This window comes from Empedobacter sp. R750, assembly GCF_030324345.1.
GTDB lineage: Bacteria > Bacteroidota > Bacteroidia > Flavobacteriales > Weeksellaceae > Empedobacter > Empedobacter falsenii_C.
On record NZ_JACAGF010000008.1, the window covers coordinates 37658 to 50924 of the forward strand.

General features: G+C 31.4%; 12 protein-coding genes and 1 pseudogene. 5 read left to right on the top strand and 8 right to left on the bottom strand.

Features of this window, described 5'->3' with window-relative positions:
- Nucleotides 1–6: 6 nt before the first annotated feature.
- The 3 genes from HXZ74_RS09645 to HXZ74_RS09655 are packed head-to-tail and all read right to left on the bottom strand — an operon-like array spanning nucleotide 7 to nucleotide 1864.
- Nucleotides 7–435, bottom strand: a complete 429-nt coding sequence (locus tag HXZ74_RS09645; RefSeq protein WP_409558219.1) for a hypothetical protein — start codon at nucleotides 433–435, stop codon at nucleotides 7–9.
- A gap of 21 nt (nucleotides 436–456) precedes the next feature.
- Nucleotides 457–1281 (bottom strand): DUF3347 domain-containing protein, encoded by an 825-nt coding sequence (locus HXZ74_RS09650; RefSeq protein WP_280062727.1) that lies wholly within the window; start codon nucleotides 1279–1281, stop codon nucleotides 457–459.
- A 10-nt stretch (nucleotides 1282–1291) separates the two neighbouring features.
- Entirely contained in the window at nucleotides 1292–1864 is a 573-nt protein-coding gene (locus HXZ74_RS09655; protein WP_280062728.1) for a helix-turn-helix domain-containing protein, read from the bottom strand.
- A 228-nt stretch (nucleotides 1865–2092) separates the two neighbouring features.
- Here HXZ74_RS09655 and HXZ74_RS09660 point away from each other — a divergent pair, with 228 nt between their 5' ends.
- The gene (locus tag HXZ74_RS09660; RefSeq protein WP_280062729.1) at nucleotides 2093–2653 is read left to right on the top strand and encodes a DUF4256 domain-containing protein; all 561 of its coding nucleotides are present in this window, start codon (nucleotides 2093–2095) and stop codon (nucleotides 2651–2653) included.
- Nucleotides 2654–2882: 229 nt separating this feature from the next.
- Here HXZ74_RS09660 and HXZ74_RS09665 read toward each other — a convergent pair whose 3' ends face one another.
- A complete protein-coding gene (locus tag HXZ74_RS09665; protein WP_280062730.1) occupies nucleotides 2883–3611 on the bottom strand; it encodes a metallophosphoesterase family protein in 729 nt (242 codons plus the stop codon).
- A 229-nt stretch (nucleotides 3612–3840) separates the two neighbouring features.
- Between HXZ74_RS09665 and HXZ74_RS09670 the strand changes: the two genes are divergently transcribed.
- The 4 genes and pseudogenes from HXZ74_RS09670 to HXZ74_RS09685 all read left to right on the top strand — a co-directional run bounded on the left by HXZ74_RS09670 (nucleotide 3841) and on the right by HXZ74_RS09685 (nucleotide 7581).
- Nucleotides 3841–4710, top strand: a complete 870-nt coding sequence (locus tag HXZ74_RS09670; protein ID WP_280062732.1) for a heme/hemin ABC transporter substrate-binding protein — start codon at nucleotides 3841–3843, stop codon at nucleotides 4708–4710.
- Nucleotides 4711–4726: 16 nt separating this feature from the next.
- Entirely contained in the window at nucleotides 4727–5758 is a 1032-nt protein-coding gene (locus HXZ74_RS09675; protein WP_280062733.1) for a FecCD family ABC transporter permease, read from the top strand.
- Nucleotides 5758–6462: pseudogene (locus tag HXZ74_RS09680) on the top strand (heme ABC transporter ATP-binding protein); the annotation flags it as partial. The gene HXZ74_RS09675 and the pseudogene HXZ74_RS09680, both read left to right, overlap by 1 nt.
- Before the next feature lie 81 nt (nucleotides 6463–6543).
- Entirely contained in the window at nucleotides 6544–7581 is a 1038-nt protein-coding gene (locus tag HXZ74_RS09685) for a hemin-degrading factor (RefSeq protein ID WP_286475193.1), read from the top strand.
- A gap of 117 nt (nucleotides 7582–7698) precedes the next feature.
- Here the strand turns inward: HXZ74_RS09685 and HXZ74_RS09690 are convergent, their stop codons facing one another.
- From HXZ74_RS09690 to HXZ74_RS09705, 4 genes are all read right to left on the bottom strand, one after another.
- Nucleotides 7699–8163, bottom strand: coding sequence for a hypothetical protein (locus tag HXZ74_RS09690; protein WP_038334101.1), 465 nt, complete (start codon nucleotides 8161–8163; stop codon nucleotides 7699–7701).
- A 166-nt stretch (nucleotides 8164–8329) separates the two neighbouring features.
- On the bottom strand, nucleotides 8330–9577 hold the full coding sequence (locus tag HXZ74_RS09695; protein WP_286475083.1) for a T9SS type A sorting domain-containing protein: 1248 nt from the start codon (nucleotides 9575–9577) through the stop codon (nucleotides 8330–8332).
- 123 nt (nucleotides 9578–9700) lie between these two features.
- The gene (locus tag HXZ74_RS09700) at nucleotides 9701–11095 is read right to left on the bottom strand and encodes an HmuY family protein (protein WP_280062736.1); all 1395 of its coding nucleotides are present in this window, start codon (nucleotides 11093–11095) and stop codon (nucleotides 9701–9703) included.
- Between the two features lie 10 nt (nucleotides 11096–11105).
- Nucleotides 11106–13247, bottom strand: coding sequence for a TonB-dependent receptor plug domain-containing protein (locus HXZ74_RS09705; protein ID WP_286475086.1), 2142 nt, complete (start codon nucleotides 13245–13247; stop codon nucleotides 11106–11108).
- Between the last annotated feature and the right edge of the window lie 20 nt (nucleotides 13248–13267).

Consider the following 13267-nt stretch of genomic DNA (forward strand, 5'->3'; position numbering starts at 1 on the left):
GATTGATTATAATTGACTAAACTTCTTATAATTCTCCTCATTTTCGAAATAATCAACATTTCCTTGTTGATCTTTCAAAACGATATACGCATTCGCTTTATCAATTTCCTTTCCTGTAAAAGGATCTTTTGCTTTACGCGCAGTTTCATCATTCGGAATTCTTTCTACACACATATTACAACATCCATAATACGTTTTTCCATCATAAGGAACTTCAAACTGATCTTTGCCCATATAGGCATTGTTCACCATACAAACTTGCTTATTCGGCACTTTATCTCCTACATTGTAAGCCATTGTTTGCGAAGGTTGCATCATATCTGACATCTGTTCTTCGTGAGCAGTAACTGCTGGTTCTTCTGTTTTATTTTGACAAGATGTTAATACAAAAATACTTAATATTGAAACGCCTAAAACTATCTTTAAATTCTTCATTTTCATTCTATTTTTTAATTATTATTTCAATGTTTCAACTGTGCTTCCGCATGTCAACATCATATTTCCGTAGAAAGGATTTTTGATATCTGAATCTTTACTCAACCAATTCGAACCACCATTAAACATCGGACAATTTTGATAATAAACCGTGTAACCAAGATTTGCTTTTTGAGCTAATTTGTACATTGGTTGTGACAATTTTGCAAAAGTTGAACGTTGTTTTTCAATATTTTTTTCTTGAGATAATTGTTTCGAAGTTGCTTCTAAATCATTCAAAACTTCCATCCAAACCATATGCGATTCATGCGAAAGTTTACCCATTTCTACAGTAGAAATTGATTTAGAAAATACAGTAATTTGTTTCGAGATTTCACTTTCATTTGCTTTTACAAAAGCATCTTTCAATGAAAAATAAGCATCAAAAACGTGCGACAATTGATTTTTTTGTTGAGAAGTTTCAGTTTGATTATGATTAGGATGATCCATTTCTTGATGATTCATCACCATTTTTTTATCACGAGAATATTGACAATCTTTTTCCAATTTCGCATAAGCTTCATCAGGCGCCATATACTCTGCATTATCAAAACCTGCTAGCGCGATGTTTTTCAAGATTTCGTTCGAATTTGTTTTTGATTTATTATACGAAATCGAAGCTGTTTGTGTGTTTACATCAAAATCTACTTTCGAAATTCGAGCTTGATTTCCCGCTTTTTCAATTAATTCTTTTGCATTTGCACAATTTCCTTTCACTTGAAATTGTTTGGTTTCTTGATTTTTAAACTGTGCATTTACAGCAAAAGCAAGAAAACTTCCGATAACTAAAAAACTATATTTTTTCATGATTTTTAATTTAGATTTTATCAATTGGTCGACGCGTATGTTTGCTCAATTGTTTGAAAACAGAAGGCGTTAAACCAGTTACTTTTTTGAATTGTGCACTAAGATGTGCTACACTCGAATAATTCAATTGAAACGCAATTTCGCTCAACGATAATTCATCATAAATCATTAATTCTTTGACTTTTTCGATCTTTTGTTGAATAAAATATTTCTCAATTGTTTGCCCTTCCATTTCCGAAAAAAGATTCGAAATATATTTATAATCTAACTTCGTTTGTTCGCTCAAATAATCAGATAAATTAACTTTCAGTTCGTTATTTTCTTGATGAACCAATTGAATAATCAATGTTTTAATTTGTTCAATCAACTTGCTACGTTTATCATCAATCAACTCAAAACCAACCTCTTCCAATTCATTTCGAACCAATTCTAATTGATTAGAATTTATCGGATTTTTCAATTCAACTTCTCCCAATTCGATATGATTTGTTTCGATGTTATTCATCTTCAAAATTCGTCCAACCACTACTTTACAGCGATGACAAACCATATTTTTTATAAATAATTTACTTGTATTTTCCATAATATATTCTTCAAATTTGAGCGATTTATTTCACTTAAATTTACAAAATCTTATGTTACAAATTTCGTACAACTTCAGCTCAAAAGATTATACAATTTGCAAGATGATGTATATAATTTTCAGATTACTCATTTTTCATTAACCTATTCTTTATAAATGAATTACCAAAATCATCTGTTTTTTGAATATATTTGGTTAGAAAAATAATTTCTCAAAACAATAAATTCTATGACAAAAAAAGAACTAACTCCAATAGAACAAAATAACTGCATTCAGATTTTGAAAGAACGTTTTGAGAAAAATATGCATCGACATCAAGATTTAGATTGGCAAAAAATAGAAGAAAGTATCATTAATCAACCTGAAAAAATTTGGTGTTTGCATCAAATGGAAATTACTGGTGGTGAACCTGATATTATTTTTTATGAGGATAAAACAGACGAGTATTATATTGTAGATTGTTCGGCAGAAAGTCCGAAAGATCGTAGAAGTTTAGCGTATGATTACGAAGGACAGACGTCTCGCAAAGAGCATCAACCAAAAAATAATGCGATAGATGTTGCAAAAAGTATGAAAATTGAATTATTGACCGAAGAAGAATATCGTTTGTTGCAAGCTGTAGAAATTGTAGATCAAAAAACCTCAAGTTGGTTAAAAACTCCTGAAAAAATTAGAGAATTAGGCGGCGCTATATTTGGCGATTATCGTTACGGAACTATTTTTATTTATCACAACGGCGCACAATCTTATTATGCAGCTCGTGGTTTTAGAGGAATTTTAAAAGTTTAAAAACTATGAAATTTGCATTTCCATTAATTGTTTTCCTTTGTGGTTCAATTCTATTTATTATTGGCATTTTGTGTAAAATCACACATTTTTACTTTATTATTTCTGCAAATTTGATGTTATTTTTAGCTTCCATTATTCAAATCATTGGAGTTATCATCTTCATTTTCAAATTAATTATTCCTCTTAAAAAAGACACCTCTATAAATTCTTGATTGCATCAAAACCAAGATTATTTCTTTAATAAAAAATCACCATAAAAATCAGGAATATCACTCGAATAAATAGCAGATGCGACTTCTTCTATTAGATAATCAACCTTGACAATTTCAGCTTCAATCTTCTGCTCATCCAAAGTTAGAATTGTATAAGTTGCTTTCCTATCATCTTCCTTGCTTCTGCCTACAGAACCACTATTTATGAATAAAATATTCGAAACCTGTTGAATATAAGATTGATGCGTATGCCCCATCACCAAAGCATCTATATTTTTATCTTTCAAAAAAGAATACATCATTTGCTTGTCATCGGTTTCATAAACATATTGGTCGTTGGTCTCTAAACTTGCATGAACAAGTAATATTTTCTTAAACGAATTCCCTGTTTTAAATACCAATTCAAGTTGATAAGGCAAATTACCTAACCATTCTTTATGTTCTAAACTAATGGTTCTTTTACTATGATTAATTGCTTCAAATCTATTTTTAGTTTCAATATCGTCATGATGTAAAAGCGGAAATAAAGGTAAATCTAAAGCAATTCGGTCATCGTGATTTCCTAATAAACATGGAATTTTATTCTTGATAAAAAAAGAAATAACTTCATTACTCCAAGGTGCAAAATCAACTAAATCTCCTAAACAATAAATTTGATTGATATTCTTATCCTTAATATCCTTTAAAACTTCATTCAAAGCCAATAAATTTCCATGAATGTCACTAATAATTGCAATCTTCATCATTTCTTCCCACATTAAAAAAACTAATTTAGATTTTTTATTACAAACTAAAAAACAATTATTCTCTCCAATTCTATGATTATTATCAAATTACTTTTATCTCTAAAACAATATTTACAGATCAATTAATTTTAATTGCATATATTTATTTTAAATTATTCTAAATAAATATTGTCTAACTAAATCTTTTTCCTAATATTTGTATTTTAATTTAGACTTAATACAAATAATAATGAAAAAACTATTTATTTCTACTGCAATATTAGCTCTATTAGCAAGCTGCACGAATAAAGAAGCTAAAAATGAATCGACTGAAGAGGTAAAAACAGAGAACACGATTTCGAACGAAAAAATTGTTTCTTTAAATGGAGCGATTACTGAAATTTTAGCTGATTTAGGAGAAGAAAATAACCTTGTTGGTGTTGACGTTACAAGTACTTACCCTGCTTCTGTAAAGGAAAAAGCGACAGATTTGGGACATACTCGTTCTTTGTCAATAGAGGCTTTATTGGCTTTGAAACCAACAAAAGTATATGCAACGGATAAAGACTTGAATCCAGAACAAATTGCACAACTAAAAAATGCTGGAATTCAAACTGAAATTATCAAACAAGATTATTCAGTTGAAGGAACGAAAAAGTTAGTAAAAACGGTTGCAACTTCTCTAAATAAACAAGATTTTGATGCTATTACTACTAAAATTGATACAGATTTAAAAGCTGTAAAACCTTTAGCTACAAAACCAAAAGTATTGTTCATATACGCTCGTGGAGCAGGAAACTTGATGGTTGCTGGAACAAACACACCAATGGAAAAAATTATTGGAATTGCTGGTGGACAAAATGCCATTACAGAATTTGAAGATTTCAAACCATTAACGCCAGAAGCGGTTGTAAAATCAAATCCTGATTATATTTTGATGTTTGACAAAGGCTTAGAAAGTATTGGTGGCGTTGACGGCGTATTAAAATTAGAAGGTGTTGCTTCTACAAATGCAGGAAAAAACAAAAAAATCATCGCGATGGATGGTCAATTGGTTTCTGGATTTGGACCACGTGTCGGACAAGCAGCAGCGCAATTAAATCAATTACTTCAAAAATAAAAAAGTCTAAAACAATATGTATCCGCAAATTAGAATACATCTTTCTTTGTTAAGCTTAAGCATCTTTGGTCTTGCAATTCTTGCATTATTTCTGGGTGTTTATCAATTTAACGAATCCATCCTATCCATCATCAATAAAGCGATTACCAATAGAACTGCCATCAACGACAGCGATTATTATGTGCTTTTCGATTTACGATTACCACGTATTATTATGTCTATTTTGGTTGGTGCTGGTTTGGCGGTTGCTGGAACTTGTCTACAAGGTATTTTCAAAAATCCGTTGGCTTCTCCAGACTTGATTGGAATAACATCAGGAAGTATTTTATTTGCTGCAATTACAATTGTTTTGGGAGGATATATCAAAGATTTTGTTCCAGAAATTATCCATTACTCATTGCTTAGTTTGATGGCATTTGTCGGCGCTATGTGTTCCACAATTTTTGTGTATAAAATTTCTTCACATCATCAAAAAACAAATATCACCATTTTACTGTTAGCCGGAGTTGCCATTTCTGCTTTATGCGGATCTGCAACCGGATTGTTAACCTATCTATCATCAGAAGAAGAATTACGCAATCTAACATTTTGGACATTAGGTAGTATTGCGAGTGCCAACTGGGACAAAATCTTAATTTTAACAATCGTGATTAGTGTAAGTTTTTACTTTTTAATTGGAAAAGGAAAAATACTAAACGCGATGATGTTAGGCGAAAAAGATGCTGAACATTTGGGTATTAATGTCGAAAAAACGAAAAGACAGATCATTGTTTTTTCAGCTTTATTGGTCGGTACAATTGTTTCTTTTACAGGAACAATCGGATTTGTAGGATTAATCGTTCCGTATATTTTACGATTAGTCTTCAAATCAAATTATGTGATCATTCTTCCATTATCTGCATTTTTAGGCGCAATTTTAGTCATTGTTGCAGATACAATCAGTCGAACATTGGTTGCTCCATCCGAAATTCCAATCGGAATTTTAACTTCGTTAATGGGCGCACCAGTTTTTATTTCAATTTTAATGAATTATAAAAAATCATTGTAATGTTAAAGGTAGAAAATATTAATTATCAACACAAATCATTCAAGATTTTAGATACGATTTCATTTGATGCAAAAGCAGGAAAAATGATTGCAATCGTTGGACCAAACGGTGCAGGAAAATCGTCTTTATTGAGCTATATCGCGAATGAAATTGAACCAAATGCTAACCTAATTCGACTAAAAGACATTGCCTTAAAAAATTGGAAAAAAGAAGATTTACCGCAACATAAAGCTAAATTTTCGCAACATCAACCAACTGATATTCCACTAACAGTGAAGGAAGTTGTGCTAATGGGACGTTATCCATATTTCCAAAATTCACCTCAACAACAAGACATCAATGCGGTTGATTATTGGATGACCAAAACCGATATCAATCATTTAAAAGACAGGGATTACATTCATCTTTCTGGTGGCGAAAAACAGCGTGTACATTTGGCGCGCGTTTTTGTGCAATTGGAAAATGAAGTCAATCAAAAACTACTATTATTAGACGAACCTTTGAATAATTTGGACGTTTCTCATCAATTTAATTTGTTAGAAATTCTGAATGATTTTAAACAAAAAGGAAACTTAGTAATTTTGGTGATGCACGACCTTAATTTGGCTTCTCAGTTTGCTGATGAAGTGATCTTAATGAACAAAGGAAAAATTGTTTATCAAGACAGTCCAGAAAAGGTTTTCCGACCAGAAATCATTTCCAAAATTTATAGATTTCCTTGTACCATTTGTAAAAATCCAATCGACCAAAAACCACTTATTTTATTCGGTAAAAAAACAATTACAATGAACACACTTACAGATTTAAAACAACAATGGGAAGATTTGAAAGCAAATCAACCTAAAATTAGAATACGTAACGCAGCGAAAGAACTTGGCGTTAGCGAAATGGAACTTTTAGCAACACAATTAGGTGATAATGTTACAAAATTAAAACCTGAATTTGCTGCGATTTTACAAGAGATAGAGTCACTTGGAAAAGTGATGGCTTTGACGCGCAACAACGAATGTGTGCACGAACGCAAAGGTATTTATCTGAATCCTGATTTTTCTTCGCCTCACGCACAACTTTTTGTTGGGGAAGATATTGATATGCGAATTTTCTTGAATCATTGGAAAACAGCTTTTGCTGTTGTAGAAAAATCTGAACATGGAGAACGCAAAAGTTTACAATTTTTCGGGAAAGATGGTGAAGCAATTCACAAAATATATTTGGTTCCGCAAAGTAATGTAGAAGTCTTTGATGCATTGGTTGAGAAATACAAAGACGAAGATCAACAAACTATTCCTGCAACAGAAATCATCGAAAATAATGTTACAGAAAAACCTGATAACGAGATTGATGTTGAAGGTTTTCAACAAGCTTGGGTTGAGTTGAAAGACACGCACAATTTCTTTATGATGTTGCACAAATTCGGCGTTACACGTACGCAAGCGTTGCGTTTGGCTCCGACAGATTATCATGCAAAACAAATTTCGAATGAAGCAATTGTTCAGTTCTTAGAAAAATCTGCCGAAACGCAAACGCCAATCATGGTTTTCACAGGAAACAAAGGAAATATTCAGATTCATACAGGCGAAATTAAACGTACAATGTGGCACGAAAACTGGTTCAATATTTTAGATCCAGATTTTAATATGCACTTGGATATGTCAAAAATTGCCTCAACTTGGATTGTTAGAAAACCTACTGAAGATGGTATTGTAACAGCGATTGAAGTTTTTAACGACAAAGGCGAAATTATTGTTCAATTCTTTGGAAAAAGAAAACCAGGTATTCCTGAATTGGAGCAATGGCGCGAGATTGTTGCTGAATTGAAATAATAAGAATCTAACCTAACTTATACTTTCACACTAAATATTTTACCCGATTAATAGAAAATGTTAATCGGGTTTTTATTGTACTATTATTAAGAAAAAACTATATAAATTCTTTAATCATTATAAATAAAACTTTCCTCTAGATTCTACTTTAGATTTATATTCTTCAATTTGTTTAACAAATTTCTCTACTTCACTATATGTATCTAAATAATACAATCTGTTATTCAAATCACTAAAAACATTTACTATATAAGTACCAAGTAATTCATGTTTATCAAAAAAATCATCTTCATATGAATAATATAAATCATCTGGATCATGACCTAACTCTTTTAATACAGGTTTTAAATTATCCTTTGTTATTTCAATAACAGAACAACTTCTTAAAAAAATTGACTTTTCTATAGTGTTTAATTCATTGTTATATGATACTACTATCTTAGATTTTCCATCAAAACACCAACCGATGATATTATTTTTATCTATTTCCTTAAATGACAAACTATTAGACTGATTCAAAATTGATTTAGTTATTTTAGTCTTTTTAAGTATTACTTCTACATTTTTTAAATTTACTTCCATATTATTTTAATTTTGGGCAATATATCACTCTTAAACTTCCCAAAAAATAAATGAGCAGATTAATTTTATTTATTGTCTTTTTATACAATTAACTCACTCCAAAACACAAAAAAGGTCGCCTTTCCAGACGACCTCACACAAAGAGACAAATAAAGTACTCAAAACTTTATTTCAAAACTATTTTTTTCGTTTCAACTTTATCGGCAGATTGTACTTTTACGATGTAAATTCCAGCCGAAAGTTTACTTAATTGTATTGTTTTATTTGTAAATGATGAAGTTGGTTGATACCTTTCTTGATGTACCAATTGTCCATTTATCGCATAAATTTGAATATTTAATGGAGATGATTTCGCTTCTTGCGAATTGTACACTAAACCAATTGTTTTAGGTTGAGAAGTCGTGTAAATATCAAACTTCGTTTTGGCTAATTCTGTTGTTCCTAAATTAGTTGTTACATTTTCGTAATCGAATGTTATTTTCCCTGTAGAAGTTCCTTCAAACGTTTTGAAAACCAATTTATAAATCTGATTCGTAGATGTATTTTTGATAAAATGATTCGTAGGATTCACAACATAAGACCAACCCGATAAGGTTTTCCAATTATATCCAACTGCATTAATATCTGCTACATAAGCCGTATCATCAGTAGGATTTCCAGATTCTGTTTTCGCCACTTTGATCAAATCACTTTGCAAAACTCCCGTTACTGTATACATCACAACATCACCTTCATTCGTTGTAAGTGGTGTAACATATTTTGTAAATTTCAAATCCCATTTACTTTGGTCTGGCTCTGGTGTAACCGCTTTATCAGTCAATAAACTATAATAATTGAACAAATTAGTTGGATTGGTTTTGTGTGCAAGATTTACTTTTGTATCAGCAGACCAAGTCCCGTTCGTCAATTTAGAATACGTAAAATTATATTCGCCTAAAGGAGCTGCTAAATTATCTATTTTCAATTTCACATATTCTCCTGTTGCATATTTCAATACAAAAATGATAGAACCATTTACATAATGATTTGCAATACTATAATCTCCCCAACCATATGTCGCAGAACCATTATTGAAAGCCCCATCTTGCCAATCAGTATCCGAATTATACAAAGCAGTCCAAGACGATAAATTTGCTACATCAATTGCATTCCATTTCGACAAATCATTTGATGCTTCGTACACCTGAATTCCTGCACCATCATTCACTCGAATTCCTGTTGACATATTCGATTTTCGATAAAATGAAATATCCCAATCGCTTCTATTTACAGAATTTGTTGATTGGTCTGCCAATCCATAATAAACATCATTTGCATAAGCAGCGCCCATTGTGACCTCACCTTTTATCGTTTGTGCATTTATTGCAACAGATGTTAGAATGATTGTTGCTAAAAGTGTAAATTTGTTTTTCATGATATAATAATTTTTTAATTGTTATTCAGAATTAGAACAGTCAATCCGAGAGATTACACTCTGACCCGTATGACTCGGATTGACGGATTCTAACCACTAATAATGAGTATGTTTATGATAAATTTATTTGATAAGTTTATATTCAAATTTTGGATAACCTCTCACACCAGAAGCATTCAGGAAGGCTAACATTTTAATTTTGTAATAATTATTTTCTGCATCTTTGATGATATAAAATCGATCCGAGAATAATTTTTGAGGAGCAGTTACTTGTCGCCAAGAATCTCCAATTGCACGCTGATCGTCTAAAAATTTTGTTTCATCAATCATCGTTTCATTAAATTTTTCGTAGGTAATTTCATTAGTTACATCTACACGATAAGCTTTTGCACCTGCTTTCAAATTATTGACCACATAATCCGAATATCCATACGAACCATTTCCTGTAATAAGATTAGTGAAAACTGTAAAATTCAAATCCCATTCTAATTTTGGAGGTTCAACATTTACAAAATCATTCGTCGTAAAACTGAAGTGAACAAAATTGTGCGTTGACGTTTTTGCTATAACTTTTTCTTTGTAAGTCGTATCATCTAAATCGGCATATTGCATCACATATTGCTCATCTTTTTTGATGAATTTCACTTTTTTCCAACCGCGCGAATTTCCAGCAACAGCCGCCGAACCAACTGCAGGCGTTGATGTTCCGACTTCGTAACCCAAATTCAGTAAATAAACTGGATTATCCGATTCTTTAATTTCCGCAATCGCCGTTTTCAAAATATCTCCAGTAGGATCGTCAACATATTCTTTGTTCGAATCTGTAAATGTACCTACCGCAACTTCGTTGATTAATTTCCCAACAGATGCTTTTGTTACTTTCGACAAATCAGTTTCGTCCAGCGCTTTTACCGCCATATAAATAGAAGTATTTAACATCACTCGGAAATTTGTTCCATTGTAAAAACCTAAATCCCAAGAATCCCTTTTTACCTTTGTTTGCGTTCCTTTACTTAAGTCAACATAAACTTGATATTGCTCATTTGGTCCGCCAATTTCCACATCCATTGTTCCGCCAATCGAATTTTCGAAAGAGATTTTTGTTGACGAATATCCTTGAACAATCGCTGATGGATAATCAATTTTTGAAATTTCAAACTGAATCGTTTTATCAGAACGATCAAATGGATAAATCAAATTCTTGAACGTAAAACTTGTCGACGTTTCACCTTTTTTGATTGGAATAATAATTTCTTGATTTGTAACTGCAACAGAAGTTGAATAATCGACATTATAAGTTGCTTTATCTTCGGTTACTTTGATATGAATTTCACCATCTCGTTCCGCAACTTTAGAATAAATTAAATTTATTGTTTTCTCATTATCAATCTTACTAAAATCTATACTTGCATCTTTAAAAGCAACAACAAAATCTTGTCCAATTGGATTGTTTTCTTCACTACACGACCACAAAAAAGAAAGACTAAACAATAAGGTATATATAAATATTTTTTTCATAATTTTTTGATTAATTAATTCCTAAATTGAACGTAAGTTTAGCGAAATACGAACGCCCATATCCATACAAAATACTCGTAGAACCTTGGCTGTGCGCGCCATCATTTCCAGATGAACTGTTCAAATATTTCACATCAAAAAGATTTCTTGCACCAATTGTTAAATCAAGTTTTTTGTTCCAAAAACTTTGTTTAATCGACGCATCCATCCAGTTAAAAGCTTCTTGTTTGCCTTTTACCAAAATTTGTTCACTTGTATTTGACAGATTATTTTTCAAGACAAATTGCTCTTGAGCTCCATTATATTTATAGAAAAGCGAGAAAATTGTATTGGTTTTTGGCAAGGTGTACGAAACATTTGCGTTGATTTGCGTTGAATAGAAATATTTATTTTTAACTGAATTTACAGCAACTGCTTCATCAATATCTTGCTTGATTCCTGTCAAGGTAAAACCAATTCCACCCATAAATTGATGGACTTTGAATTGATTCAAATACGTAATACCTTGTACATCATAATTGTCAATATTACGGTATTGATATTTCAATGGAGATTCTTCGACAACAATCAAATCAATCTTATCTTTCAGATTAATTTTCCACAACGATACTTTTTGCTCTAATGAATTATTTTCTCCAATATTCCAATTCTTTTTTAAGTGAACAAAAGCAGAAACTCCTTTTTCTGGATTCAGATTTTCGTTTCCTTGCACATTATGATTGACATCTACGAAATACGAATACATTTCCTCATAATTTGGCAAACGTGGCGAAGTCCCAACAATCGCGCGCAATTCCCACTGTTTTCCAAATAGATATTTTGCACTCAAACTCATTACATATTGCGTATCAAATTGCTCCGAAAACATCACGCGAGCGCCTGGACGAAACGAAAGTTTATCATTTAGATTAATCTCAGAAGAAGCAAAAAAATCATATGTTCCTAATTTCCTTTTTATAGGTTTTTGAAAAAATTCTCCTGCCGAAGTTGAAGCAAAACCTTTTGTTTGATCGATTTCATAACCAAATTGAAAATCGAAATAATCATTTTTATTAATAAAATTGCTGAACATCCCTTTAGAATAATACACTTTTCGACTTTCATATTCGAATTTGTTTACATCATGTTCAATACCTTCAAGAATTTCATAATTGTACGATTTCAATTTTCTTTTTTGTTCTTGATATGAAAACGAAACATCATAATTAATTGATTTTCTAAATCTCCCAGAAACATTTAAGTGATTGTAAATACGATCTGTTGTATACGTTCTATCTTTTCCAAAATAATCAATTGTCGCAGTTGGCGCATTCGTTGAAGCAATTGGATTGGGATCGTAATACTTGGTTTCTTCGTTGAAATATTCGAATTTATAAAACAAACGATAATTGTCTTTTTTATATTGAACAAATGCTTTTGCTGCATTTTGCTCTTTTGGCAACCATTCGTATCCTCTCAATCCATCATTATTAGGATAATTCTTTCCTTTTTTATCATCAAAAAATCCTTGAAAATCATTACGTGAAAAACTTAAATTAGCGTAGATTTTGTCTGAAAATTTATGCCCGATTTTCAAGGATTGTATATGTCTTCCCTTATTTTTCCAATTGTATTCGTCACCAATTGTTTCCTCTTGCAAAGTCGCAGAAATATCAAATTTATTCTTCCCTCCTTTTTTAGTAATAATATTGATTACTCCCGCAATAGAATTAGCTCCGTACTCAACTCCCATCGCACCTTCTACGATTTCTATTTGCTGAATATCATCTAAATTGATCTGCGTTAAATCGGTATTATTTCCTAAACCTTCGTCGTTAACTAATGGAATATTATCCACCAAAATTTTGAAATATTGCGCATCCAAACCAAACATTTGCACCGTCGATTTTCCTGTAGAAGAACTCGGAATAATATTCATATTCAATGTTTGATTTAAAACATCTGCCAATGTATTTCCTGCTTGTCGCTCGATCATTTCTTGCGAAATTACTTTTACTTCGTAAATAGATTTCTTAACCGATTGTGCATTATATTGCCCAGAAATAACGGTTTGTTCCAAATTAATCGTCGAATCTTTTGGAAACGAATTAATTTCTTGAGCCTGTAGAGTTAGTGTTGTAAGTAAGCTTAGTAGAAAAAAGCGCCTCTTCATTTGTCCTTAATTTTATTATT